Annotated in this window: 25 protein-coding genes; 20 read left to right on the plus strand and 5 right to left on the minus strand. The window is 72.8% G+C overall.

Features of this window, described 5'->3' with window-relative positions; genetic code table 11:
* Positions 1 to 66 precede the first annotated feature (66 nt).
* The 12 genes from ACWG52_RS28795 to ACWG52_RS28850 all read left to right on the plus strand — a co-directional run bounded on the left by ACWG52_RS28795 (position 67) and on the right by ACWG52_RS28850 (position 13,201).
* Positions 67 to 2,136, plus strand: a complete 2,070-nt coding sequence (locus ACWG52_RS28795) for a tetratricopeptide repeat protein (RefSeq protein WP_389814289.1) — start codon at positions 67 to 69, stop codon at positions 2,134 to 2,136.
* A gap of 152 nt (positions 2,137 to 2,288) precedes the next feature.
* The gene (gene ald, locus ACWG52_RS28800; RefSeq protein WP_030729941.1) at positions 2,289 to 3,404 is read left to right on the plus strand and encodes an alanine dehydrogenase; all 1,116 of its coding nucleotides are present in this window, start codon (positions 2,289 to 2,291) and stop codon (positions 3,402 to 3,404) included.
* Positions 3,405 to 3,772: 368 nt separating this feature from the next.
* Entirely contained in the window at positions 3,773 to 4,891 is a 1,119-nt protein-coding gene (locus ACWG52_RS28805; protein WP_078851667.1) for a ParA family protein, read from the plus strand.
* Positions 4,876 to 5,406, plus strand: coding sequence for a hypothetical protein (locus ACWG52_RS28810; RefSeq protein WP_389814296.1), 531 nt, complete (start codon positions 4,876 to 4,878; stop codon positions 5,404 to 5,406). Before ACWG52_RS28805 ends, ACWG52_RS28810 begins: the two co-directional genes overlap by 16 nt.
* 256 nt (positions 5,407 to 5,662) lie before the next feature.
* Entirely contained in the window at positions 5,663 to 6,814 is a 1,152-nt protein-coding gene (locus ACWG52_RS28815) for a segregation and condensation protein A (protein WP_389814299.1), read from the plus strand.
* Positions 6,811 to 7,446: an SMC-Scp complex subunit ScpB gene (gene scpB / locus ACWG52_RS28820; RefSeq protein WP_389814302.1), complete on the plus strand. Its 636-nt coding sequence runs from the start codon at positions 6,811 to 6,813 to the stop codon at positions 7,444 to 7,446. Before ACWG52_RS28815 ends, scpB begins: the two co-directional genes overlap by 4 nt.
* On the plus strand, positions 7,446 to 8,876 hold the full coding sequence (locus tag ACWG52_RS28825) for a pseudouridine synthase (RefSeq protein ID WP_453126353.1): 1,431 nt from the start codon (positions 7,446 to 7,448) through the stop codon (positions 8,874 to 8,876). Before scpB ends, ACWG52_RS28825 begins: the two co-directional genes overlap by 1 nt.
* A 143-nt stretch (positions 8,877 to 9,019) precedes the next feature.
* Positions 9,020 to 9,628, plus strand: a complete 609-nt coding sequence (pnuC, locus tag ACWG52_RS28830) for a nicotinamide riboside transporter PnuC (RefSeq protein WP_389814308.1) — start codon at positions 9,020 to 9,022, stop codon at positions 9,626 to 9,628.
* Entirely contained in the window at positions 9,625 to 10,704 is a 1,080-nt protein-coding gene (locus tag ACWG52_RS28835) for an AAA family ATPase (RefSeq protein WP_389814311.1), read from the plus strand. The genes pnuC and ACWG52_RS28835 overlap by 4 nt, the downstream gene beginning before the upstream one ends.
* Positions 10,701 to 11,429 carry an NUDIX hydrolase gene (locus ACWG52_RS28840; RefSeq protein WP_389814313.1) on the plus strand — a complete coding sequence of 243 codons (729 nt, stop codon included), beginning with the start codon at positions 10,701 to 10,703 and terminating at the stop codon, positions 11,427 to 11,429. Before ACWG52_RS28835 ends, ACWG52_RS28840 begins: the two co-directional genes overlap by 4 nt.
* Complete coding sequence (locus ACWG52_RS28845) at positions 11,426 to 12,439, plus strand: ADP-ribosylglycohydrolase family protein (RefSeq protein ID WP_389814316.1); 1,014 nt, start codon at positions 11,426 to 11,428, stop codon at positions 12,437 to 12,439. Before ACWG52_RS28840 ends, ACWG52_RS28845 begins: the two co-directional genes overlap by 4 nt.
* A 3-nt stretch (positions 12,440 to 12,442) precedes the next feature.
* Positions 12,443 to 13,201: a nucleotidyltransferase domain-containing protein gene (locus ACWG52_RS28850; protein ID WP_389814319.1), complete on the plus strand. Its 759-nt coding sequence runs from the start codon at positions 12,443 to 12,445 to the stop codon at positions 13,199 to 13,201.
* Between the two features lies 1 nt (position 13,202).
* Here the strand turns inward: ACWG52_RS28850 and ACWG52_RS28855 are convergent, their stop codons facing one another.
* From ACWG52_RS28855 to ACWG52_RS28865, 3 genes are all read right to left on the minus strand, one after another.
* Positions 13,203 to 13,883: a nucleotidyltransferase domain-containing protein gene (locus tag ACWG52_RS28855; RefSeq protein ID WP_390139434.1), complete on the minus strand. Its 681-nt coding sequence runs from the start codon at positions 13,881 to 13,883 to the stop codon at positions 13,203 to 13,205.
* A gap of 28 nt (positions 13,884 to 13,911) precedes the next feature.
* Complete coding sequence (locus ACWG52_RS28860) at positions 13,912 to 14,382, minus strand: Rieske (2Fe-2S) protein (protein ID WP_375943377.1); 471 nt, start codon at positions 14,380 to 14,382, stop codon at positions 13,912 to 13,914.
* A gap of 81 nt (positions 14,383 to 14,463) precedes the next feature.
* A complete protein-coding gene (locus ACWG52_RS28865; RefSeq protein WP_161291926.1) occupies positions 14,464 to 14,805 on the minus strand; it encodes a DUF952 domain-containing protein in 342 nt (113 codons plus the stop codon).
* A 59-nt stretch (positions 14,806 to 14,864) separates the two neighbouring features.
* Between ACWG52_RS28865 and ACWG52_RS28870 the strand changes: the two genes are divergently transcribed.
* The 5 genes from ACWG52_RS28870 to der all read left to right on the plus strand — a co-directional run bounded on the left by ACWG52_RS28870 (position 14,865) and on the right by der (position 19,615).
* Complete coding sequence (locus ACWG52_RS28870) at positions 14,865 to 15,377, plus strand: YidB family protein (protein WP_389814325.1); 513 nt, start codon at positions 14,865 to 14,867, stop codon at positions 15,375 to 15,377.
* A 132-nt stretch (positions 15,378 to 15,509) separates the two neighbouring features.
* A complete protein-coding gene (locus ACWG52_RS28875; RefSeq protein ID WP_033224973.1) occupies positions 15,510 to 16,598 on the plus strand; it encodes a prephenate dehydrogenase in 1,089 nt (362 codons plus the stop codon).
* Positions 16,599 to 16,723: 125 nt separating this feature from the next.
* Entirely contained in the window at positions 16,724 to 17,431 is a 708-nt protein-coding gene (gene cmk / locus ACWG52_RS28880; protein WP_351160899.1) for a (d)CMP kinase, read from the plus strand.
* Between the two features lie 56 nt (positions 17,432 to 17,487).
* Complete coding sequence (locus ACWG52_RS28885) at positions 17,488 to 18,075, plus strand: lysophospholipid acyltransferase family protein (protein ID WP_202506599.1); 588 nt, start codon at positions 17,488 to 17,490, stop codon at positions 18,073 to 18,075.
* Between the two features lie 76 nt (positions 18,076 to 18,151).
* Positions 18,152 to 19,615: a ribosome biogenesis GTPase Der gene (gene der, locus ACWG52_RS28890; RefSeq protein ID WP_375943367.1), complete on the plus strand. Its 1,464-nt coding sequence runs from the start codon at positions 18,152 to 18,154 to the stop codon at positions 19,613 to 19,615.
* Positions 19,616 to 19,649: 34 nt separating this feature from the next.
* On the opposite strand, the gene ACWG52_RS28895 is transcribed toward der, so the two are convergent.
* Both ACWG52_RS28895 and ACWG52_RS28900 read right to left on the minus strand, forming a co-directional pair.
* The gene (locus tag ACWG52_RS28895) at positions 19,650 to 20,012 is read right to left on the minus strand and encodes a hypothetical protein (protein WP_389814329.1); all 363 of its coding nucleotides are present in this window, start codon (positions 20,010 to 20,012) and stop codon (positions 19,650 to 19,652) included.
* Between the two features lie 208 nt (positions 20,013 to 20,220).
* Positions 20,221 to 21,030, minus strand: a complete 810-nt coding sequence (locus tag ACWG52_RS28900; protein ID WP_033224977.1) for a hypothetical protein — start codon at positions 21,028 to 21,030, stop codon at positions 20,221 to 20,223.
* Between the two features lie 296 nt (positions 21,031 to 21,326).
* Between ACWG52_RS28900 and ACWG52_RS28905 the strand changes: the two genes are divergently transcribed.
* From ACWG52_RS28905 to ACWG52_RS28915, 3 genes are all read left to right on the plus strand, one after another.
* Positions 21,327 to 22,043, plus strand: coding sequence for a LysM peptidoglycan-binding domain-containing protein (locus ACWG52_RS28905; RefSeq protein ID WP_389814332.1), 717 nt, complete (start codon positions 21,327 to 21,329; stop codon positions 22,041 to 22,043).
* Between the two features lie 119 nt (positions 22,044 to 22,162).
* A complete protein-coding gene (locus ACWG52_RS28910; protein WP_389814570.1) occupies positions 22,163 to 22,687 on the plus strand; it encodes a hypothetical protein in 525 nt (174 codons plus the stop codon).
* A gap of 87 nt (positions 22,688 to 22,774) precedes the next feature.
* The gene (locus ACWG52_RS28915) at positions 22,775 to 23,755 is read left to right on the plus strand and encodes a helix-turn-helix transcriptional regulator (RefSeq protein WP_390139430.1); all 981 of its coding nucleotides are present in this window, start codon (positions 22,775 to 22,777) and stop codon (positions 23,753 to 23,755) included.
* Positions 23,756 to 23,929: the final 174 nt, after the last annotated feature.

Below are 23,929 nucleotides of genomic sequence, written 5' to 3' on the forward strand. Positions count from 1 at the left end.
CCGCGCCGGGGCCCGCCGTGCGAGCGGCGCGTGAAAAATAGGTCCATCTGCTGATCCGATCGGGGGATGTGCCCGCCGCGCTCCACACGGGTCGTCGCTCTGCGTGAACTACGCTCGCAATCCGGTGGCAGGGAGAGGAGCGGATCCGTGGCGGATTTCGTCGGGCGGCGGCGTGAGCTCAAGGAGCTGCGCGAGGACATCGCGCGAACCGGGCTCGACACCCTCTCCGGCCGCAAGGCCAAGGCGCCCCGGGCCCGGGTGCTGCTCGTCGCCGGACGGCCGGGGTCCGGACGCACGGCCCTCGCCGAGGCCTTCGTGCAGGAGGTCGCCGAGGAATACCCCGACGGAGTGCTCCGCACCCGGCTCACCACCCCCGGCGGGGCCACCGTGGCCACCGAGCGGGCCGTCCGCGGCCTGCTGGAGCAACTGGGGCGGCCCACCCCGCCCGGAGCCGGTGAGGACGAGCTGAGCTCCGTCCTGCGTACCGCCCTCGAAGGCCGCAAGGCCGTCATCCTGGTCGACGACGCCGTCGACCCCGAGCAGGTGGACGCCCTGCTCCCGGACACTCCCGAGTGCCTCGTCGTGGTCACCGCCGAGGGCCCCCTCACCGGCATCCCCGACGTCCGGCCCTGCACCCTCGGCGGACTCGACACCCCCTCCGCCGTGGAACTGCTCGTCCAGCGCATCGGAGACACCCGGGTCACCGCCGACCCCCGGGCCGCCGAGGCCCTCGCCGAGGAGTGCGGGGGCCAACCCGCCGCCCTCGTCCTCGTCGGAGGCTGGCTCGCCGCCCATCCCAAGGCCTCCGTCGCCGACGTGGCCAAGCAGCTGCACGACATGCCCGCCACCACCGGCGGCCCGCTCGCCCGCGGCTTCCGGCTCGTCTACGAGTCCCTGCCGCAGCCCGCCCAACGGACCCTGCGGCTGCTGCCGCTCGCCCCGGCCGGCACCGTCGACTCGCACACCGCCTCCGCGCTGGCCGGCTGCTCCGTGGCCGCCGCCCAGTCCACCCTCGACGACTTCGCCGGGCTGGGGCTCGTCCGCCCCGCCCGCGACGGCCTCTTCCTGCTGCCCGGCTGCCTCGCGCCGCTGCTCCAGGCCCTCCTGGAGGCCAAGGAGCGCCCCGCCGAGGTCCAGCTGGCCCGGGCCCGGATGCTGGAGCGCACCGTACGGCTGCTGCACTCCTGCCGGGCCATGGCCGAGGCCGAGGAGCCCGGGGTGGACGCCGCCGTCGACGACGACCTGCGCGAACTGCTGGACGGCCTGCCGCGCGCCCTGCGGTTCCCCGACCGACGGGCCGCCGCCACCTGGCTGGACACCCGGCTGCCCGCGCTCACCGCGGCCGCCTCGCTGGCCGTGGCCGACGGCGGGCTCGACACCCTGGCCCGCCGGCTGGTCGCGGCCCTGGTCCGGGCGCTGGCGGACCACCGGGGCACGGCCGGGGCCGCCCCCGAGCTGTACGGCCTGCACCGCCTGGTCCTGGACGTGGCCGAGCGGCGCAACCTGCACCGGGAGCAGGCCGCCGCGCTGCTGAACCTGGCCGACGTGGACGCGGCGACCGGGCGGACACAGGAGGCCCTGGAGCGCTACCGGGCCGCGCTCGACGCCGGACGGGCCGCGATGGACCCGTACGCCACGGGCCGCGCGATGGAATCCGTAGGAGGTGCCTACCAGGAGCTGGCGGACTGGCACCGGGCCTCCGACTGGTTCGGCCGGGCGCTCTCCCATGCCCTCGCCCGGGGCGAGCGCGCAGACGAGGCCCGGCTGTACGGGCGGCTCGGGAACGTCCACACCTACGCGGGGCGGTACGGGGACGCGCTGCGCAGCTGGCGGGCGGCCGCCGCGGGCTACCGGAAGTTGGCCGACGTCCCCGGCCAGGCCAAGGCGTTGAGCGAGATGGCGCGGGTCCAGGAGTACGCCGGCCGCCCCGAGGAGTCGCTGCACACCTGCCGCGAGGCGGTGGAGCTGGCGCGCCGGGCCGGGGACCAGCGGCTTCAGGCCGCACTGCAGGTCCGGCTGGCCGACACGCTGGACAGATTGGGAGACCCCGCAGCTGCCAGGCTGCACCGCTCCGCAGCCGACAGATTGCTGGGAGATGACCCCGCAGCCTGCGAAATCCGTAGTGATTCCGACTGAGATTATTTGTTTGCAAGGCTAGACAGCGCGTCGTCCTTCATTAGACTGGCTTCACCACGACATCCCGTGGTGCATCCCGTTGCGCGTTCTTGTGGGCGGGTATGTATGGAAGTGCCCCCGAAAATCCCCTGAGCCAAGGACCGTGATCGACGATGAAGGTCGGCATCCCCCGCGAGGTCAAGAACAACGAGTTCCGGGTCGCCATCACGCCCGCCGGCGTGCATGAGCTGGTCCGCAACGGCCACCAGGTCTTCATCGAGCAGAACGCCGGTGTGGGTTCCTCGATCACGGACGCCGAGTACGTCTCGGCCGGCGCCGAGATCCTCGGTACCGCCGACGAGGTCTGGGCCACCGCCGACCTGCTGCTCAAGGTCAAGGAGCCCATCGCCGAGGAATACCACCGCCTCCGCAAGGACCAGACGCTCTTCACCTACCTGCACCTCGCGGCCTCCCGCGAGTGCACGGACGCCCTGCTGGAGTCCGGCACCACCGCCATCGCCTACGAGACGGTCGAGCTCGCCAACCGCGCGCTCCCGCTGCTCGCCCCGATGTCCGAGGTCGCGGGCCGCCTGGCCCCGCAGGTCGGCGCCTACCACCTGATGCGCTCGGCCGGCGGCCGCGGCGTCCTCCCGGGCGGTGTCCCCGGCACCCACGCCGGCGAGTGCGTCGTCATCGGCGGCGGCGTCTCCGGCTGGAACGCCGCGCAGATCGCCATCGGCATGGGCTTCCACGTGACCCTGCTCGACCGCGACATCAACAAGCTCCGCGAGGCCGACAAGATCTTCGGCACGAAGATCAAGACGATCGTCTCCAACGCCTACGAGCTGGAGAAGGCCGTCGTCGAGGCCGACCTCGTCATCGGCGCCGTTCTGATCCCGGGTGCGAAGGCCCCGAAGCTGGTCACCAACGAGCTCGTCGCCAAGATGAAGCCCGGAAGTGTCCTTGTCGACATTGCGATCGACCAGGGTGGCTGCTTCGAGGACTCCCGTCCGACCACTCACGCCGAGCCGACCTTCACGGTCCACAACTCGGTCTTCTACTGCGTCGCCAACATGCCGGGCGCGGTGCCGAACACCTCCACCTACGCGCTGACGAACGCGACGCTGCCCTACATCGTGCAGCTCGCCAACCTCGGCTGGGTCGAGGCGCTGCGTCGTGACCCCGCGCTCGGCCTGGGCCTCAACACCCATGACGGCCAGGTCGTTTACGGTCCCGTCGCCGAGGCCCACGGCCTGGAGACCCTGGAGCTGAGCACGCTGCTCGGCTGACACGTCAACGACTGACGTCAATCTCACGTATCCGGCCGGACCTTGCTCGCGAGGTCCGGCCGGTCGCGTTTGCGCGGCGCCCCCGGACCCCGCTCAACTCGCCTCGAACGTAACCCTTTAACCCTTTCGCGCACCCGCGAAACTTCGCAGCGACGGCTCGTGCGCCCTTGACAGAGTGGTGTTCGGTTGCCGACACATCGTGCCGGGTCCGGTGGATTGTGTTGCCGCTGAGTGGTGACACGCCATAGAGTCGCCAACCGTCGGCATGGTGCCACGCTGACCTATCGATAAGTGTCCTGGTCACGTCCGAGGAGGTAAGACGACTTGTGAATGAGTCGACATTTGCTCCTGGGGGTGGTCGAGCAGGGATGCCTGAGCGGGGCCAGGGCCCTACCGGGCTCGAAGCTGTCGGCTCCGTCGCAGTACGCACCTTCGCAAACCACCAGCACATGACGACGCCCCAAAAGAGCATGGACGGCCTAGACGTGAACTCCAGGGCCGGCGACCTGAGCGGCGAAAAGCCCGTGGGTTTCGCCGACTACGACAATGTGCCCGAGGGGCACTTCTACGACCCCGACGCGGAGTACGAACCGGACCCCGAGTACGCGGCCACTCTCGCCCCCGACGCTGCCCGTCAGCGCCGTGAGCGGATCGGCCCGACCGGACGCCCGCTTCCGTACTTCCCGATCCCGGGTCCGCTGACCGACCACGGTCCGGCGAAGATCATCGCGATGTGCAACCAGAAGGGCGGCGTGGGCAAGACCACGTCGACCATCAACCTGGGTGCCGCGCTCGCCGAGTACGGGCGCCGCGTGCTGCTCGTCGACTTCGACCCGCAGGGCGCGCTGTCCGTGGGTCTCGGCGTGAACCCGATGGAACTCGACCTGACGGTCTACAACCTGCTCATGGAGCGGGGCATGTCGGCCGACGAGGTGCTGCTCAAGACGGCGGTCCCCAACATGGACCTGCTGCCGAGCAACATCGACCTGTCCGCTGCCGAGGTGCAGTTGGTCAGTGAGGTCGCGCGCGAGTCCACCCTGCAGCGGGCCCTGAAGCCCCTGCTGGCCGACTACGACTACATCGTGATCGACTGTCAGCCTTCGCTCGGTCTGCTGACCGTGAACGCCCTGACGGCGGCTCACAAGGTCATCGTCCCGCTGGAGTGCGAGTTCTTCGCGCTGCGCGGCGTGGCACTGCTGACCGAGACCATCGAGAAGGTGCAGGAGCGGCTCAACCCGGAGCTGGAGCTCGACGGCATCCTCGCCACGATGTACGACTCCCGTACGGTGCACAGCCGTGAGGTGCTGGCGCGCGTCGTCGAGGCCTTCGACGACCACGTCTACCACACGGTCATCGGCCGCACGGTGCGCTTCCCGGAGACGACGGTCGCCGGTGAGCCGATCACGACGTACGCCTCCAACTCCGTCGGCGCCGCCGCCTACCGCCAGCTCGCCAGGGAGGTGCTCGCCCGGTGTCACGCCGAGTGAGTCTGCCCGGAGCCGACGAACTGTTCCGTACGACCGGGGGGATGGCGCTCCAGTCGTCCTCACCGCGGCGCGGGGTCGAGGAGTCGCCCGCCGCGGAACACTCGGCCACGTCGGCCGAGGGCACGGGGAGCGAGGGTCGCGGCCGGGAGGCCGCGGCCGCCGCGGACACCGGCGGGCCCGTCGTGGGGCAGCCCAGGCGGCCGCAGGAAGGTTCTGCCGGCCCGGCGGGCGGCATGGGGTCGGCCCCGGCCGGCGCGGGCCGCCGGGGCAAGGGGCAGGGCCGGGGCGCGAACCGGCGCCCCAGTGGCCGTGAGCGCCACGACGAGAAGATCACGGTCTACGTCTCCGCCGAGGAACTCATGGACCTGGAGCACGCGCGGCTGGTGCTGCGCGGGGAGCACGGGCTGGCGGTGGACCGGGGCCGCATCGTCCGCGAGGCGGTCGCGGTCGTCCTCGCCGATCTGGAATCCCGCGGGGACGCGAGCATCCTCGTACGGCGCCTGCGCGGCCGCTGACCGCCCTGCGGGCCCGCCTGCCGCCCTGCGGGCCCGCCCCTGCGGTCGTCTCCCGCCCTCCTGGCCGCCTGCGCGCCGCTGCCGGACCTGCTCCTGCGGTGGCGGGGGCTTCCGGACGAGGGCTCCTCACGGTCCGGGTGGGTGCGGCGCCGCGCGGTGGTCCACGGGGGAGCGCCGAGGAGCCCGTACGCTGCTTGATGGCCGCGGCCACGGCGCCCGGCACCCCACACCGCCCCCATGCACCTCCTGGACCGCGATGCCCTTCCCCGCCGAATCCGGCCGACCGACCCGGCGCGTCCTGGGCCGAGGCCCAGGCGCCCCCGACCCGGACCGGGGACCGGAGGCGTACGACGGGGGAGCGGACCGGGAAGGCCCTGGAGCCCCCGAAAGCCCGGAAGCGGCCGCGGTCCCCGAAACCACCGGGGTCCACGACGTCCCCGAGAGCTCCGAAGCCCCTGAGGCGCCCGCTGAGAGCCCCGCGTCGGCGCCGGGCGGTACCGAGCCGGAACGTTCCCCCAAGCCCGCAGACGGCCCGCAGGAGCCGCCTGGGCCCGACCCTTCCCCGACGGCCGGGCCGGCCGTGGGCCAGGACGGCGCGAGCCCCGCGGGCGGCGACGGGCGGTTCACCCTGCGGCTCGCCAACTTCGAGGGCCCCTTCGACCTGCTGCTCCAGCTGATCTCGCGGCACAAGCTCGACGTCACCGAGGTCGCGCTGTCCGAGGTCACCGACGAGTTCATGGCGTACATCCGTGCCATGGGGCCCGACTGGGACCTCGACCAGACCACCGAGTTCCTCGTCGTCGCCGCCACCCTGCTCGACCTGAAGGCCGCCCGGCTGCTGCCGGTCGCCGAGGTGGAGGACGAGGCGGACCTGGCCCTGCTGGAGGCCCGGGACCTGCTCTTCGCACGCCTGCTCCAGTACCGCGCGTACAAGCAGATCGCCGAGATCTTCGAACGGCGCGCGGAGGCCGAGGGCAGGCGGTACCCACGGACGGTCGGGCTGGAGCCGCACCACGCGGACCTGCTGCCCGAGGTCGTCATCAGCATCGGGACGGAGGGGTTCGCCCGGCTCGCGGTGAAGGCCATGCAGCCCAAGGCCAAGCCCCAGGTGTACGTGGACCACATCCACGCCCCCCTGGTCAGCGTCCGGGAGCAGGCCGGCCTGGTGGTGCGGATGCTGAAGGCGCGCGGGGAGGCCACCTTCCAGGAGCTCACCGAGGACGCCGAGGACACCCTCACCGTCGTCGCGCGCTTCCTGGCCCTGCTGGAGCTCTACCGGGAGAAGGCGGTCGTCCTCGACCAGGAGGAGGCCCTGCGGACCCTCACCGTGCGCTGGAGCGGTGGGGACGGTGACGGTATGCCGACCGTGACCGACGAGTTCGACCGGATCGTGGAGGCGAAGGATTGAACGGCGACGTGAGCGCGGTGGCCGCGCTGGAGCTGAAGCCGGCCCTGGAGGCCGTGCTCATGGTCGTGGACGAGCCGGCCACCGAGGCGCACCTGGCCAAGGTGCTGGAGCGCACCCCGCGCGAGGTCGCGCAGGCGCTGCGGGAGCTGGCCGACGAGTACACGGCCGCGCGTCGGGGCTTCGAGCTGCGGCTGGTGGCCGGTGGCTGGCGGTTCTACACCCGGGCCGAGTACGCGCCCGCCGTGGAGGGCTTCGTCCTGGACGGCCAGCAGGCCCGGCTCACCCAGGCGGCCCTGGAGACCCTGGCGGTCGTCGCGTACCGCCAGCCGGTCAGCCGATCGCGGGTCTCGGCGGTCCGCGGAGTCAACTGCGACGGGGTCATGCGGACCCTCCTCCAGCGCGGTCTGGTGGAGGAGGCGGGGACGGAACCCGAAACAGGTGCGATCCTGTACAGGACGACGAACTACTTTCTGGAGCGGATGGGCCTGCGCGGCCTGGACGAGCTCCCGGAGCTCGCGCCCTTCCTCCCCGAGGCGGACGCGATCGAAGCCGAGACGCAAGAAGGTGTGCCGTCGTTCGATCCGGACGCACCGGACACAGATGCAGACGACGACAAGACGACGGAACTTTGATGCGAAGCAGCGGCAACGGCAACGGTGGCGGCAACAGGAACAGCGGCGGCGGAGGCGGCGGGCGCGGTAACTCCCGCGGTGGCTCCTCCAACGGCGGCGGTGGCTACCGCGGGAGCGGCTCCGGCGGTGGCAGCGGCTCCGGCGGCTCCCGTGGCGGCAGCTCCGGCGGCGGCTCCCGTGGCGGTAGCTCCGGCGGCGGCTACCGGGGCGGCAGCTCCGGCGGCTCGCGTGGCGGTAGCTCCGGTGGTGGCTACCAGGGCGGCGGCTCGCGTGGCGGTAGCTCCGGTGGTGGCTACCAGGGCGGTGGCTCCCGTGGCGGCAGCTCCGGCGGCGGGTACCAGGGCGGTGGCGGCTACCAGGGCGGCTCCGACTCGCGCGACCGCGACCAGCCGGCCCCCCGCATCCGCAACCCGCGTCCCGAGGAGCGCCGCTACGACGTCGGCCCCGAGGGCGAGCGCAGCGGACGCAGCGGCCCCAAGGCGGGCGGCGGCGGTGCCCGTGGCGCCGCGGCACGCGGTGGCGCCAAGGGCGGTCCGCGTACCTCCAGGACCCCCGGCATCGGCGGCGCCGGCGGCCCGCGCAGCGGCCCCGGCAGCCGGAGCGGCCAGTCCCGTCCGCGTGAGCTGGACGCGCGCATCGAGGAGCGCGTGCGCGACCGGTACGCCGACAAGCCCGTGGTCAAGACCCCGAAGACCTTCCCGGGTGCCGAGGAGGAGGGTGAGCGTCTGCAGAAGGTGCTCGCCCGCGCCGGCATGGGTTCGCGTCGTGCCTGCGAGGAGCTCATCGAGCAGGCCCGCGTCGAGGTCAACGGCGAGATCGTGCTGGAGCAGGGCAAGCGCGTCCTGCCGAAGGACGAGATCAAGGTGGACGGCCTGACCGTCGCCACCCAGTCGTACCTGTTCTTCGCGCTGAACAAGCCCGCCGGCGTCGTCTCCACCATGGAGGACCCGGACGGCCGTCAGTGCCTCGGTGACTACGTCACCAACCGTGAGACCCGTCTCTTCCACGTCGGCCGGCTCGACACCGAGACCGAGGGCATCATCCTGCTCACCAACCACGGTGAGCTGGCCCACCGCCTCACGCACCCGAAGTACGGCGTGCAGAAGACGTACGTGGCCGCGATCACCGGCTCGCTGCCGCGCGACATCGGCAAGCGGCTCAAGGACGGCATCGAGCTGGAGGACGGGTACGCCCGCGCCGACAACTTCCGCGTCGTCGACCAGGTCGGCAAGAACTACCTGGTCGAGGTCACCCTCCACGAGGGTCGCAAGCACATCGTCCGCCGCATGCTGGCCGAGGCGGGCTTCCCCGTCGACAAGCTCGTCCGGACCTCCTTCGGTCCGATCGAGCTGGGCGACCAGAAGTCCGGCTGGCTGCGCCGCCTGACCAACACCGAGGTCGGCATGCTGATGCGCGAGGTCGGTCTCTAGGACGCAGGCCGGTCGCCCCACGGGCGGCCGGACCGAACACGGAAAACCCGCGGTGCCCTCGGGCATCGCGGGTTTTCTGCTTGTCGGGCACCCCGATCACTGTTTATAGTCAGTCTGACCATTAAACGTTCGAGGGGGTCGGCATGAGCTGGACCATGAGCTGGACCGAGGTGCTCGGCTTCGCCACCGGCGCCCTGTGCGTCTGGTTGGTCGCCCGGCAGCACGTGGCCAACTGGCCGATCGGCATCGCCAACAACATCTTCTTCATCGTGCTCTTCGCCCAGGCCGGCCTCTACGCCGACGCCGGGCTCCAGATCGTCTTCATCGCCCTCGCCGCCTACGGCTGGTGGTCCTGGACCCACGGGGGTGGACCAGGATCCGCCGAGGCCCTGCCGGTGCGCCGCACCGCGCGCACCGAATGGGTCGGGCTCGCCGCGGCGGGGGCGGTGGGGGTGCTCGCACTCACACTGCTGCTGAGCCGGGCCACCGACTCCACCGTCCCCTTCTGGGACGCGGCCACCACCGGCCTCTCGCTCGCCGCCACGTACGGGCAGTGCCGCAAGCTCGTCGAGTCCTGGTGGCTGTGGATCGCCGCCGACCTCGTCTACATCCCGCTCTACGCCTACAAGGGCCTCTACCTGACCTCCGCGCTCTACGTGGGCTTCCTCGCCCTGTGCGTGGTCGGACTCCTCGGCTGGCGGCGCTCGCTGCCGGCGCGGGACACCCGTACGACGGCGGAGGCGACGGCATGAGACGCCACGGGCACGGCCTGGTCCTCGGCAAGTTCTACCCGCCGCACGCCGGCCACCACCACCTCGTGCGCACCGCCCAGGACCAGTGCGAACGGCTGACCGTGCTGGTGTGCGCGGCCTCCGTCGAGTCGGTCCCGCTCGCCGACCGGGTCGCCTGGATGCGTGAGGCGCACCCCGGGGCCGAGGTCGTCGGCGCGGTGGACGACATCCCCGTCGACCTGCACGACCCGGACATCTGGGAGGCCCACATGGCGGTCTTCCGCGGCGCGGTCCCCGGGCGGGTGGACGCCGTCTTCACCTCGGAGGAGTACGGGAGCGAGCTCGCCCGCAGGTTCGGCGCCGAGGAGGTCCTGGTGGACCGGGAACGCACGCTGTTCCCCGTGTCCGGGACGGCGGTACGCCGGGACCCGGCCGGCTCCTGGGAGTTCCTCGGGCCGGCCGTCCGGGCCGCCCTCACCCGGCGGGTCGTCGTCCTCGGCGCGGAGTCCACCGGGACCACCACGCTCTCGCGGGCCCTCGCCGACCACTACCGCCGCCGAGGCGGCGTATGGGCCAAGACGGGCTGGGTCCCCGAGTACGGGCGCCGGTTCAGCGAGGAGAAGCTGGCGGCCGCCCGAGCCGCCGACCCGGCTGCCTCCTGGGCGGACGTGACCTTCACCTCCGAGGAGTTCCCGCTCATCGCCCGCCACCAGGACGCGGACGAGGAGCACGCCGCCCGGCTCGGCTCACCCGTGCTGTTCTGCGACACCGACTCCTTCGCGACCGGGATCTGGCACGAGCGGTACATGGGCGGCCGCAACGAGGAGGTCGAGCGGATCGCCGACCTCACCCGGCGGGACCTGTACCTGCTCACCGACCACACCGACGTGCCCTTCGAGGACGACGGACTGCGGGACGGGGAGCACCTGCGGCCCTGGATGACCGAGCGGTTCCGGGCGGAACTGGAGCGCACCGGAAGGCGTTTCCTCGTCGTACGCGGGGATCGGGCGGCCCGACTGGAGACGGCCGTCCGGGCCGTGGACGGACTGCTGGCCGAGGGCTGGCACTTCACCGACCCCCTTCCGGAGAACCGATGACCGCCGGCTATGACCCCTACGCCTTCGAGCCGTTCGCGGTGACCGTCGACCTGGCCGTGTTCACCGTGCGCGCCGGCGCCCTGCACGTGCTGCTGATCCGGCGCGGCCAGGAACCGTACGCCGGGGCCTGGGCGCTGCCCGGCGGGTTCGTCCTGCCGCGGGAGTCCGCCGAGACCGCCGCCCGGCGCGAACTGGCCGAGGAGACCGGCCTGCCGGAGCGGCTCGTCGCCGCGCTCCACCTCGAACAGCTGCGCACGTACAGCGAACCGGACCGCGACCCCCGGATGCGGGTGGTCTCGGTGGCCTTCACCGCCCTCGTCCCGGACCTGCCGGAGCCGGCGGCCGAGGGCGGCGGGGACGCGGCCCACGCCCGCTGGCTGGCCGTGGAGGACGTGTCGGAGCTCGCCTTCGACCACGCGGTGATCCTGGCGGACGCCCGCGAGCGGATCGGCGCCAAGCTGGAGTACACCTGCCTCGCCACCGGCTTCTGCCCGCCCGAGTTCACCCTCGGCGAGCTGCAGTCCGTCTACGAGACCGTCTGGAACACCAGCCTCGACCGCCCCAACTTCCGCCGCAAGGTCCTGGCGACGCCGGGCTTCGTCGAAGCCGTACCGGGCGCCGCCCGGCTGACCGGCGGCCGCGGCAAACCGGCCGCCCTCTACCGGCCCGGTCCGGCGACCACCCTCCACCCACCCCTGCTGCGACCGGAAGGATCCACCGGATGACCACCAAGCGAGCCGCCACCGGCGCCATGATCGGCCTGGCCCTGGGCGACGCCCTCGGCTTCCCGACCGAGTTCGACGACGTGCCCTCGATCCTGGCCAAGACCGGGCCCTGGCGAGAGATGCGCCTGCCGCGCCCGGCGATCGTCACGGACGACACCCAGATGACCCTCGCCCTCGCCCGCGGCATGCGGACGGCGGCCGAGCGGGGACCGGTCGGGCCGCTGCGCCTGACCGGCCCGGTCCGCGAGGAGTTCGTCGACTGGTACCACTCCCCGGAGAACAACCGGGCACCCGGCCGCACCTGTTTGACGGCCTGCGGGCTGCTGGACACCCCGGACCGGGACTGGCGCGACGCCAGCCAGATCGGCTCCAAGGGGTGCGGCGCCAACATGCGCGTGGTCCCGGTCGGGCTGGTGCCGGACTGGACCGAGGAGGAGCGGGCCGGCGCCGCACAGCTCCAGTCGGCCCTCACCCACGGGCACCCCACGGCGCTCGCCGCCTCCGACCTGACCGCACGGGCGGTGTACCTGCTGGCCGAGGGCACCGAGGTGACGGGGCTCGTCGGACGGCTGCGTTCGTACGCCCTGGAGAACCGCACCCGCTACCACGAGCGCTGGCTCGGCGACCTGTGGATGCGGACCGCGTCCGACGCCTCCCCGGAGTCCTTCATGGCCCGCGGCTGGGACGATTGCCTGGCGGTCCTGGACCGGCTGGCGGCCGCCCTGCGGTCCCCCTCCCCGGAGACCGACCCCTGCCTGGCCACGGGCGACGGCTGGATCGCCGAGGAGGCCCTCGCCACCGCCCTGCACTGCTTCCTGCTCTTCCCCGACGAGCCGCTCGCCGCGCTGCGCCGGGCGGCCTGCACGCGCGGCGACTCCGACTCCATCGCCTGCCTCGCCGGGGCCTTCGCCGGAGCCCACCTCGGCGCGGACGTCTGGCCCCGGGAATGGGAGGGCCGCATCGAGTACCGGGACGAACTCCTGGCCTTCGGCGCCCTCTGGGATGCTTGATCCATGCTGGACGCACTGAGTCTCGACCTGACCCCCGTCGTGGCGGAGCAGCCCGACCCGCTGCTCTTCGCCACGGTCTCCGGCGCGCACCTGTACGGCTTCCCGTCCCGGGACTCCGACATCGACCTGCGCGGCGCCCACCTGCTCCCGGCCCAGGACCTGCTGGGCCTGCGCGAGCCGGAGGAGACCCGCAGCCGCATGTGGGACCGGGACGACGTGGAGATGGACCTCGTCACGCACGACCTGCGCAAGTTCGTCCGCCTGATGCTCAACCGCAACGGCTACGTCCTGGAGCAGCTGCTCTCGCCGCTCGTGGTCCACACGACACCGGCGCACGAGGAACTGATCGCGCTGGCCCCCGGCGTGCTGACCTCCCACCACGCGCACCACTACCGGGGGTTCGCCGGCACCCAGTGGCGGCTCTTCGAGAAGGCCGCCGAACTCAAACCGCTGCTCTACGCGTTCCGGGCGCTGCTCACCGGCATCCACCTCATGCGGTCGGGCGAGGTGCAGGCCCACCTGCCGACCCTGCTGGCCGAGGTGCCGGAGGCGCCCCCGTACCTCGCCGCCCTGATCGAGGCCAAGGTGGCCGCCGAGCACGGGGGGTACGCGGGCCCGCCGCTCGGCGGCGTGCGCGCGGACATCGAGGCGCTGCACACGGTGCTGGACGAGGCCCAGGCCGGGTCCGCGCTGCCCGAGCAGGTGTCGGCGTACGACGCCCTCGACGAGTTCGTCGTACGGCGGCGCACGGCGCGCGACTGAGCTACCCGGCCGACGCGCGGCGGGTGCGGACCAGGAAGTCCTGCACCCGCGCCCGGTCCGGCTCCGCGGGCAGCACGGTGGAGGCCAGGGCCGAATCCGTCTCCTCCTGGAGGCGGGCCATCCAGGCGTCCACCTCCTCCCAGGTGAGCTCGCCGCGGCGGACCGCGAGCAGGCGGTCGCGGTGCGGGCCGGCGTCGATGGTCAGCCGGCCGGTGCGCAGGAGGTCACGGCAGGACAGCAGCAGGCGCAGCAGGTGCATGGCGTGCTTCCAGCGCGGGGCGCCGTGGATCCGGACGTCCGCGAGGAGTTTGCCGCGCTGGGAGGCCGCGTAGCGGCTGAAGCTGGTGTGGGCCCGGCGGGAGAGGAAGGCCCCGCGGAGGGAGAGCAGCTCCTCGCCGACCGGGGTGACCTCTTCCACCAGGGGGGAGTGCAGGCACTCCAGGATGTTGGGATTGGCCCGCAGGGCGAGTTCGCAGAAGCGCTCCAGCTCCCAGGAGAACTCCTCCTCCCGAGGGCCCTCCACGTGCGTGGGGGGCTTGTCGAGCCGCCAGAACAGGGGCGTCGGGGCGAGGTAGACACCGCGCAGGTCGGTGTCGCTCGCCTCCGTCGCCAGCCCGAACGCCCGGGAGCCCATCACACACCGGTAGACCGTGTGGTCCCGTACCAGCGTCAGATCGTCCATCCCGGGAGCGTAGGCGCCTGACCTGCCGCTATGCGAGTGAGATATTGCCGTCCGCCGCGACCTTGATCTTCTTCTCCGCCAGTCCCTTGGTGGCCGGACCCTTGGTCACCGCACCGTCGGCGATCGCGAACTTGCTGTTGTGGCACGGGCAGTCGATGCTGCCGTCCTCCACCTTGTTGACCAGGCAGCCCTGGTGGGGGCAGACCGCCGTGAAGCATTTGAAGGTGCCGGCCTTGGGCTGGGTGACGACGACCTTCTCCTCCTTGAAGACCTTGCCGCCGCCGACCGGCACGTCCGCCTTCTTGGTGAGGGCCTTGCCCGCCGTCCCCGCGTCCGGGGTGGCGGGCGCCGGGGCCGCGGGCTCGGCGGGCACCTCGTTCGGTTCCGCCGGGGAGGCCTTTTCACCGCCGCCTCCGCAGGCGGTGATCGCGCCGCCCGCCAGGGTGGCCGCGCCGATCGTCAGTACCGTGCGCCGGGCGGTGTGCGTGAGGTCGCTCATGAGTCTCTCCTCGCTTCGTGGCCGGATGGCGTGCAGCATCCTGGCCTGCGGCGGGCCTCAGGTGAAGCCTGCCGCGCCGGTTCATCGGCCCGGTTCCCATGGGGCCAGTGAGGCAGGGCTGCCGGGTGTGCGTACGACCTCCCACACGTGGATCACGGCTTCCCGGTTCAGTGGGCCGTGAACATGGGGGTAGCGCCCGCCGGAATCAGCGTCCCGGCGGACCTCGGCGGTCAGCGCGCCCTCGTCGAGCTCCACCGCGAGCAGGATCCCCGGTACCGCCCGGTAGTGCGCGTCGACGATCGCGAGTGCCGTGGGGCGGTCCGCCGAACAGTGGACGAACCCTTCGGCCTCCAGCGAGGGCGGGGCGTACGGGAGCTCGGGCGCGGCGGTCCAGTCGGCGAGCGGAACGATGTGGAAGATCATGCGGATGGTTCTACCGCAGGGGTCGTGGACGTGTGCGCCAGGTGGCGGCATTGTCGACAATGGGTGACATTGTCCGTGTCTCGAAGCCGGGTGCGAAGCACTCCGCGCGGCCCGGCCCCCCTGCGAAAGGCATGACGATGGCGGGTAACGACCTCGGCTCTCTGCTCGGCGGCCTCCTGGGAGGGAGCGGCGGCCAGGGCGGCAGCGGCGGCGCCGGCGGCAACGTCCTCGGTGCGCTGCTCGGCGCCCTCATGGGCGGCGCCGGCGGCTCGCATGCCGGCGGGAGCAACCCGCTCGGCGGTCTGATGGACATGCTGACCAGATCGGGCCTCGCCGACCAGGCCCAGTCCTGGATCGGCACCGGCGACAACCAGTCGGTCAGCGGCGCCCAGATCGCCGAGGCGCTGCCCGACGAGGCCCTGCAGAAGGCGGCCGCGCAGACCGGCGTGAGCCCGCAGGAGGCCGCCGACGAGATCGCGCGGGCGCTGCCGACGGCCGTCGACAGGCTGAGCCCGGAAGGACAGCTTCCGACCGGCTCGCTGGAGGAGATCATCCGGGCGCAGAAGTTCTGACCGTCCGGCAGCCCGGCAGGAGGGCCCGGCCGCCGTCCCACGGGATGGGCGGTCGGGCCCTCCTGTCGCGGGTGCTGGATACCCTGGCCGGACAGTCCGTCAGCTCGCCTTTCCGTCCCCTTGGAGTGCCTCGTGAGAACCGCCGTCGTCATCGGAACCGGACTGATCGGCACCTCCGCGGCGCTCGCCCTGTCCGCCCGGGGCATCACCGTCCACCTCGCCGACCACGACCCGGACCGGGCCCGTACGGCGGCCGCCCTCGGGGCCGGCACCGACGAGCCCCCGCACGAGCAGGTCGACCTCGCGATCGTCGCCGTACCGCCGGCCCACGTGGCCGCGACCCTCGCCGACCTGATCGGGCGCGGCGTCGCGCGCGCCTACGTGGACGTGGCCAGCGTCAAGGGCGGACCGCGCCGCGAGCTCGCGGCGCTCGGCGTGGACGTCACCGCCTACATCGGAACGCACCCGATGGCCGGCAAGGAGCAGTCCGGGCCGCTCGCCGCCACCGCGGACCTCTTCGAGGGCCGCCCGTGGGTGCTGACCCCCTCCCGGGACACCGACCACGAGGTGCTCAACCTCGCACTGGAGCTCGTGGCGCTCTCCCGCGCCGTACCGGTGGTGATGGACGCCGACGCCCACGACCGCGCGGTGGCGCTCGTCTCGCACACCCCCCAGCTGGTCTCCAGCATGGTCGCGGCCCGGCTGGAGGAGGCCGACGAGACGGCCGTGCGACTGTGCGGGCAGGGCATCCGCGACGTCACCCGGATCGCGGCCTCCGACCCGCGGATGTGGGTGGAGATCCTGTCGGCCAACCCGGGACCGGTGGCCGACGTCCTCGCCGGCATCGCCGCCGACCTGGAGGAGACCGTGGAGGCACTGCGCGGCCTGCAGTCCGCCGACGTGGAGAAGCGGCGCGGCGGCGCCGCCGGCATCGAGGACGTGCTGCGCCGCGGCAACGCGGGCCGGGTCCGCGTCCCGGGCAAGCACGGCGCGGCGCCCACCGTCTACGAGACGGTGGCCGTGCTCATCAGCGACCAGCCCGGCGAGCTGGCCCGCATCTTCGCCGACGCCGGCCGGGCCGGGGTCAACATCGAGGACGTACGGATCGAGCACGCGACGGGCCAGCAGGCCGGCCTCGTCCAGCTCATGGTGGAGCCCCGGGCGGTGGCCGGCCTGACCGCCGAGCTGCGCGAGCGGGGCTGGGCGCTGCGTCAGCAGTAGCGCGCGGCCCCCGCGGGCCCCCGGAACGCACGGCGGGGACGGGGGCCGTCCGGGGCCGGTAACCTTGGGGAGGGGCGCTTTGCCGCGCCCGGACACGTACGCGCAACCAGGAAGGTGCCCGCACCGTGGAAACCGCAGCTCCGTCCGCCGTGATCGTCGCCATCGACGGTCCCTCCGGCACGGGCAAGTCCAGCACCTCCAAGGCCGTGGCCGCCAAGCTCGGGCTGCGCTACCTGGACACCGGCGCCCAGTACCGGGCCATCACCTGGTGGATGATCACCAACGGCGTCGACACCGACGACCCGCAGGCCATCGCGATCGCCGCCGGCAAGCCCACCATCGTGTCCGGCACCGACCCGGCCGCCCCCACCATCACCGTGGACGGCCTCGACGCCGCCGGCCCCATCCGGACCCAGGAGGTCACCTCGAAGGTCAGCGCCGTCAGCGCCGTCCCCGAGGTGCGCACCCTGATCACCGACCTGCAGCGCTCCATCGCCGCCGAGGCGGCCCAGGAGGCCGACGGGATCGTCGTCGAGGGCCGGGACATCGGCACCACCGTCCTGCCCGACGCCGACCTCAAGATCTTCCTGACCGCTTCCGCCGAGGCGCGCGCCGCCCGGCGCAGCGGCGAGCTCCGCGGCAAGGAGGCCGCCGACCTCGCGGCCACCAAGGAGGCGCTGATCAAGCGCGACGCGGCCGACTCCGGCCGCAAGACCTCCCCGCTGGCCAAGGCCGACGACGCCGCCGAGGTGGACACCACCGAACTCACGCTCGACCAGGTGATCGAGTGCGTCGTGACGCTGGTGGAAGAGAAGCGGGCGGGCCGCAAGTGAGCCAAGCGCCCTCCCTCAAGGGTGCGGCGGTCGGCAGGCGCATCGGCATCGGGCTCATGTACGGGCTCTGGAAGCCGCGCGTACTGGGGGCCTGGAAGGTGCCCGCCTCGGGCCCCGTCATCCTCGCCGTGAACCACTCGCACAACATCGACGGCCCCATGGTCATGGGCACCGCGCCCCGGCCGCTGCACTTCCTGATCAAGAAGGAAGCGTACGTGGGCCCGCTCGGTCCCTTCCTGGACGGGATCGGGCAGGTCAAGGTCGACCGCGGCGGCCCCGACCGGACCGCGATAGGCCGCGCCCTCGGCGTGCTCGACAATGGAGGGGCCCTGGGGATATTTCCCGAGGGCACCCGGGGCGAGGGCGACTTCGCCTCGCTGCGGGCGGGCCTCGCGTACTTCGCGGTCCGCAGCGGCGCTCCCATCGTCCCCGTGGCCGTACTGGGCAGCGGGGACACCCCGGGGCGCGTCGTCAAGGGCCTGCCGGCCCTCAAGAGCCGGGTCGACGTCGTCTTCGGGTCGGCCTTCGACGCGGGCGACGGCAGCGGCCGCCGCACCCGTACCGCCCTGGACCAGGCCACCGTACGCATCCAGGACCGGCTGACCGCCCACCTGGCCGACGCCAAGCGCCTGACCGGGCGCTGAGCGAGACTTGAAACCAGTAGTGGAACCGCGCTGCGCGGGCACCACCGACCACCACGAACGACGAGGAACGGACTTCATGAACGACCAGCACGACCACGGAGCACTTGGCGACGCCGAGTACGCGGAGTTCATGGAGCTCGCCGCGGAAGAGGGCTTCGACATCGAAGATGTCGAAGGCGCGATCGAGGAGGCCGGTCACGGCCCGCTTCCCGTCCTCGCCGTCGTCGGCCGCCCGAATGTCGGCAAGTCGACCCTGGTGAACCGCATCATCGGCCGCCGCGAGGCGGTCGTCGAGGACAAGCCCGGCGTCACCCGCGACCGCGTCACGTACGAGGCCGAATGGGCCGGCCGCCGCTTCAAGGTCGTCGACACCGGTGGCTGGGAGCAGGACGTCCTCGGCATCGACGCCTCCGTCGCCGCCCAGGCCGAGTACGCCATCGAGGCCGCCGACGCGGTCGTCTTCGTCGTCGACGCCAAGGTCGGCGCCACCGACACCGACGAGGCCGTCGTCCGGTTGCTGCGCAAGGCGGGCAAGCCCGTCGTGCTGTGCGCCAACAAGGTCGACGGCCAGAGCGGCGAGTCCGACGCGGCCTCCCTGTGGTCGCTGGGCCTCGGCATGCCGCACCCGGTCTCCTCGCTGCACGGCCGCGGCACCGGCGACATGCTCGACGCCGTCCTGGAGGCCCTGCCCGAGGCCCCCGCGCAGACCTTCGGCGGCGCCGCCCTCGGCGGCCCGCGCCGCATCGCGCTCATCGGCCGCCCGAACGTCGGCAAGTCCTCGCTGCTCAACAAGGTGGCGAAGGAGGACCGCGTCGTCGTCAACGAGCTGGCCGGCACCACCCGCGACCCGGTCGACGAGCTGATCGAACTCGGTGGCATCACCTGGAAGTTCGTCGACACCGCCGGTATCCGCAAGAAGGTCCACCTGCAGCAGGGCGCCGACTACTACGCCTCCCTGCGCACGGCCGCCGCCGTCGAGAAGGCGGAGGTCGCGGTGATCCTGATCGACACGACCGAGAGCATCAGCGTCCAGGACCAGCGCATCATCACGATGGCCGTCGAGGCGGGCCGCGCGATCGTGGTCGCCTACAACAAGTGGGACGAGCTCGACGAGGAGCGCCGCTACTACCTTGAGCGCGAGATCGAGACCGAGATGCAGCAGGTCTCCTGGGCGCCCCGGGTGAACGTCTCGGCGCTCACCGGCCGGCACATGGAGAAGCTGGTCCCGGCGATCGAGACGGCCCTGGCGGGCTGGGAGACGCGCGTCCCCACCGGCCGGCTGAACGCCTTCCTCGGTGAGGTCGTCGCCGCCCACCCGCACCCGATCCGTGGCGGCAAGCAGCCCCGCATCCTGTTCGGTACCCAGGCGGGCAGCAAGCCGCCGCGGTTCGTCCTCTTCGCCTCCGGCTTCCTGGAGCACGGCTACCGGCGCTTCATCGAGCGCCGCCTGCGCGAGGAGTTCGGCTTCGAGGGCACCCCGATCCACATCTCGGTGCGGGTGCGTGAGAAGCGCGGCGCCCAGTACAAGAAGAAGAAGTAGCGGCCGGGCGAGGACTTCGGCGGACTCGGCGGGGTCAGTAGCCCCGGCGCGGAGCGGGCGGCAGGGCCGCCGGGATGTGGGTCATCCCGGTCTGGTGCTGCCGCCCGTCGGCGTATCCGGGGCTGCCCGCGTACGAGTACGCCGGCTGCGGCTGCGGGGTGTACGAGGGCTGCCAGCCGTCGACGCGCTGCCACGCGGAGCCGCTCCAACCGCTGCCGTACGACGTGCCGCTCGTGTACGAGCCTCCGTAGGAGAAGGCCGTGAAGCCGTGGTCCTCCTCGCCCGTACGGTCGCCCGGCAGCGTCCGGAAGGCGCGCAGGTACTCCGAGTACAGCGTGTCGTAGATGGGGGTGTGCGAGACGGCCGGAGCGGGGTCCCGGTCCCGTGCGGGACGCATCGCGGGGACGGTGCTCGGATAGGACGGGGCGCGGGAGGAGTCGTATGAATGCACGTACCAGCCAACGAAACCGGCGCGCTGCGGATGCGGGGTGACAGGGGAGGAAACACAGATCGCCGGGGGTGTGCGGGACGGACCGCACACCCCCGGCGCACGCCGCCCGGCCCCCTCGGCAGGGGGCCGGGCGGCCGTTTCGGGTCCGGCTGGATCAGGCGCCGGGCGTACCCGCCAGCGGCATCGCGGCGGCCACGAGCTTGCCCGCGGCGGCGGCCTTGTCGAGGGCGTCGCGCAGCAGGTCCTCGCGGGGCTGCTGGCCGATGGAGCCGACCGGGGCGGCGTAGATGAGCACGCGCTGGGTCTTGTTGACGGCGGCCCGCCAGCCGTCGGTGACCGACAGCGCCTGGTGGGCCTGCCACCAGGCGACCTGACCGCCGCCGTCGTTGCCCGGCTGCAGCACGGCGTGCAGCTGGCCCGCGGCGAGCAGGACCGACCAGCCGCCGAGGACGGTGGGGACCTCGGAGGTGTCGGTGACGGGGATGAAGCCCTGCTCGATGAGGAGCGGCAGGAAGTCGTCGCCGGGGCCGTCGCTGCCGGGGCGGGCGATGGGCGCGGTCGGCTCGACGACCAGGGCCGGGTGCAGCTCCCCGGCGATCAGGATCAGGCCGCTGGTGATACCGAGGACGGCCTGGCCGCCGGACACGTTCTGCGGGGCGGCGCCGGGGCCGCCGGCGGCGGCCGGGCTGTCGCCGGTGATGCTGCGGACGGCGCCCTGGAGCTGCTCCTCGGAGACCGAGACCACCTGCGAGGGGATGCAGGTGGCGTGGGCGAAGGCGAGGACGGCGGTCTCCTCGCCGACGAACAGCACGGTGCTGGTGCGGTCGTTCTCGGGGTCGCCCGGGGTGCGGCAGGAGGTGCAGTCGTAACTGCGCGGCGCGTCTTCGCCGACGAGCAGCCTGTCGGCTTCTTCGTCACCGATCTCGGCACGTACCTCATCACTGACGTCGAGCATGCGCGGCACGGGGTGGCTCCTCGGCATAGGTGCGGGTCCGGGAGGCTCCCGGCTCGCCGGGCTCAACGGCCGAGCGGCGGCCGGGGTCACGCCATTTGAGGGAACGGATTCGAACCTGGCCCCCGGAAGGGTGAACCGTCCGACCGGGGCTTCGCTTTCATGCCAACTGTTTTCAGGTTGTGCTCAGTTGATGCCCGGGTGTGGCCGTTTGAGGCGGTGTCGGCGGTCGGCCGACCGGGTGGGGCGCGGTGACCTGCCGCGTGGCGGGCGGATGGGGCCCGCACGGGGCTGCGTAGCGTGACCCGATGCCCAACCACCGGACCCGGCGGGCCGCTTCCGGCGGCGCCGTCGCCCTCGCCGCCGTGCTGGCGCTCGTACTGCCCCACGGCTCCGCGGCCGCGGCTCCGCCGCCTCCGGCGCCCGGGCCGGCCGGGGCGGCGCACCCGGGCTCGCCCGGGGTGATCGGCGACGGGCCGGGGGACTGCGGACCGGGCGGGGAGTGGCCCTGGGACTGTGTGGCCGACTGCGAGAGCGGTGGGCGGTGGGCGGTGAACACCGGCAACGGCTTCTACGGAGGGCTGCAGTTCTGGCAGCCGACGTGGGAGGAGTACGGCGGGACGGCCTTCGCGAAACGGGCCGACCTGGCCACCCGCGCGCAGCAGATCCGGGTCGCGGAGGAGGTCCTCGGCTCGCAGGGCTGGAACGCGTGGCCGGTGTGCTCCAAGCGGTACGGGCTGGCCGGGCGGATGCACACGGTGCGGGACGGCGACACGCTGGTGACGATCGCCCGCAAGCACCGCGTACGGGGCGGGTGGCGGGCGCTGTACGAGGCGAACCGGGACCGGATCGGGCCGAAGCCGGAGGCCCTCGTGGTGGGCATGCTGCTGGTCATCCCCACCGCGGAGGCCGCCACCCCGCCGCCGGCTCCGGCCGGGCCGAAGCCCGCGCCGGTCACCACCCCGGCCGGGGGACCGACGGCCCCGTCGTCCTCTCCGTCGCCGGCACGGTCGCCGCGCCCCTGACCGGGGCACACGGGGCACACGGGGCGCACGGGCCGTCCGCGCGTTGCGTGATGCCGTGAGGGCGCAGACCCTGGAGAGAACGAGCCGAACGGCTCGCTCGGATTCCGGTGGTGAGCCAGATGTTCCAGAGCGGACACGCACCCGCACGTGCCGCGGCCTGCGCGACGGCCGCGGTCCTGCTGGCCGTACCGGCGGTGGTGGGCTGGTCCTCGCCCGCCGGGGCGACCGCGTCCTCGGGCCCGCCGTCCGCCACGGTCCTGTTCCTGCCGACCGCGGACGGGCCGGCGGATCCCGCGGCGGCGAAGGAGCAGATCGAGAAGAACTGGACCGCCTTCTTCGACCCGAAGACCCCGACCGAGGAGAAGGCCGAGCTGCTGCAGCACGGCGAGCTGCTCACGGCGCTGCTGGACGGCTTCTCGGCCGGCGCCGAGGCGGCCAAGACCTCCGTCGAGGTCACCGACGTCACCTTCACCTCGCCCACCGAGGCCGAGGTGACCTACGACCTCAAGGTCGGCGGCGACACGGTGCTGCCCGACAGCAAGGGGGCCGTGGAGTTCGAGGACGGGGTCTGGAAGGTCTCCGTGAAGACCCTCTGCGCGCTCGTCGAGCTCAGCGGCGCCGAGGCGCCACCGCTGGTCTGCTGAGGCCCGCCCGGCCGCCTGCCCGGTTGCGCCCGCCCGCCCCGCCCGCTCGGGGCGCGGCCCGGCACGGCGCGCCGGCAGACTCTGGGGATGCTCGACACCTCCGCACGACTGCTGCGCCTGCTGTCCCTGCTGCAGGCCCACCGCGAATGGACCGGGGCCGACCTCGCCGACCGCCTCGGGGTCACCGCGCGGACGGTCCGGCGCGACGTCGACCGGCTGCGGGAGCTCGGCTATCCGGTGAACGCCAGCCCCGGGACCGGCGGCGGCTACCAGCTGGGCGCGGGCGCCGAGCTGCCGCCGCTGCTGCTGGACGACGACGAGGCCGTGGCCGTCGCCGTGGGCCTGCGCACCGCCGCCGGGAACGGGGTCGAGGGCATCGGGGAGGCTTCCGTACGCGCCCTCGCGAAGCTGGAGCAGGTACTGCCGTCGCGGCTGCGCCGTCGGGTGTCCGCGCTCAACGAGTTCACCGTACCGATGCTGCGCGGCGCCCAGCGGTCCACCGTGGACCCCTCGGTGCTGACCGAGCTGGCCTCGGTCTGCCGGGACGGCGAACGGCTGCGCTTCGGGTACCGCGACCACGAGGGGATCGTCAGCCGACGCACCGTCGAACCGCACCGGCTGGTGTGCACCGAGCGGCGCTGGTACCTCGTCGCCTGGGACCTGGACCGGGAGGCGTGGCGGACGTTCCGCGCGGACCGGATCGAGCCCCGGCCGCCGCACGGACCGCGGTTCACCCCGCGGCCGCCGCCCGCGGAGGATCTCGCCGCGTACGTCTCCGAGGGCGTCTCGCAGCGGGTGTACGCGGCCCGCGCGGTGGTGCGGTTGAAGGTTTCGGCGCAGGAAGCGGCACAGATCATCGGGCCGAGCGACGGGGTCCTGGAACCGGTCGACGAGCGGAGCTGTCTGCTGCGTACCGGGGCGGTGAACCTGGACGTTCTGGTGATTCACGTCATGCTGATCGGTTGTGAGTTCGAAGTGGTCGAGCCGTCCGAGCTGACGGATCGGATCAGGGCCGCGCGGGATCTCCTGGGGCGGGCCGTGGAGGCCGGAGAAGTGAAGGAAATGTAGCGGAGCTGAGGGGGATTCAACTGGTCTGGGCCAAGGGGATCATGGCAATCCCGGACAGGAATTCGGCCGTGTTCGGTGCCAATTCCAAACGGTCCGAACCCCGGGCGTGTCGCGGACCGGTAAACAATTCGCGGCTGTTGATATTCTGTGACACAAGCGTGACCCGGGACGGAC

The organism is Streptomyces sp. CLCI03, from assembly GCF_053615355.1.

Bases quoted from the DNA above. Each gene is read 5' to 3' on its own strand.
- ACWG52_RS28815 (WP_389814299.1), top strand. From the start codon at position 5,663: ATGCCCTTCCCCGCCGAATCCGGCCGACCGACCCGGCGCGTCCTGGGC.
- ACWG52_RS28910 (WP_389814570.1), top strand. From the start codon at position 22,163: ATGTTCCAGAGCGGACACGCACCCGCACGTGCCGCGGCCTGCGCGACG.
- ACWG52_RS28840 (WP_389814313.1), top strand. From the start codon at position 10,701: ATGACCGCCGGCTATGACCCCTACGCCTTCGAGCCGTTCGCGGTGACC.
- ACWG52_RS28795 (WP_389814289.1), top strand. From the start codon at position 67: ATGTGCCCGCCGCGCTCCACACGGGTCGTCGCTCTGCGTGAACTACGC.
- ACWG52_RS28860 (WP_375943377.1), bottom strand. From the start codon at position 14,382: ATGAGCGACCTCACGCACACCGCCCGGCGCACGGTACTGACGATCGGC.
- der (WP_375943367.1), top strand. From the start codon at position 18,152: ATGAACGACCAGCACGACCACGGAGCACTTGGCGACGCCGAGTACGCG.
- ACWG52_RS28850 (WP_389814319.1), top strand. From the start codon at position 12,443: ATGCTGGACGCACTGAGTCTCGACCTGACCCCCGTCGTGGCGGAGCAG.
- ACWG52_RS28845 (WP_389814316.1), top strand. From the start codon at position 11,426: ATGACCACCAAGCGAGCCGCCACCGGCGCCATGATCGGCCTGGCCCTG.
- ACWG52_RS28865 (WP_161291926.1), bottom strand. From the start codon at position 14,805: ATGATCTTCCACATCGTTCCGCTCGCCGACTGGACCGCCGCGCCCGAG.
- ACWG52_RS28915 (WP_390139430.1), top strand. From the start codon at position 22,775: ATGCTCGACACCTCCGCACGACTGCTGCGCCTGCTGTCCCTGCTGCAG.
- ACWG52_RS28895 (WP_389814329.1), bottom strand. From the start codon at position 20,012: ATGCGTCCCGCACGGGACCGGGACCCCGCTCCGGCCGTCTCGCACACC.
- pnuC (WP_389814308.1), top strand. From the start codon at position 9,020: ATGAGCTGGACCATGAGCTGGACCGAGGTGCTCGGCTTCGCCACCGGC.
- ald (WP_030729941.1), top strand. From the start codon at position 2,289: ATGAAGGTCGGCATCCCCCGCGAGGTCAAGAACAACGAGTTCCGGGTC.
- ACWG52_RS28905 (WP_389814332.1), top strand. From the start codon at position 21,327: ATGCCCAACCACCGGACCCGGCGGGCCGCTTCCGGCGGCGCCGTCGCC.
- ACWG52_RS28825 (WP_453126353.1), top strand. From the start codon at position 7,446: ATGCGAAGCAGCGGCAACGGCAACGGTGGCGGCAACAGGAACAGCGGC.
- ACWG52_RS28835 (WP_389814311.1), top strand. From the start codon at position 9,625: ATGAGACGCCACGGGCACGGCCTGGTCCTCGGCAAGTTCTACCCGCCG.
- ACWG52_RS28855 (WP_390139434.1), bottom strand. From the start codon at position 13,883: ATGGACGATCTGACGCTGGTACGGGACCACACGGTCTACCGGTGTGTG.
- ACWG52_RS28870 (WP_389814325.1), top strand. From the start codon at position 14,865: ATGGGTGACATTGTCCGTGTCTCGAAGCCGGGTGCGAAGCACTCCGCG.
- ACWG52_RS28885 (WP_202506599.1), top strand. From the start codon at position 17,488: ATGTACGGGCTCTGGAAGCCGCGCGTACTGGGGGCCTGGAAGGTGCCC.
- ACWG52_RS28805 (WP_078851667.1), top strand. From the start codon at position 3,773: ATGCCTGAGCGGGGCCAGGGCCCTACCGGGCTCGAAGCTGTCGGCTCC.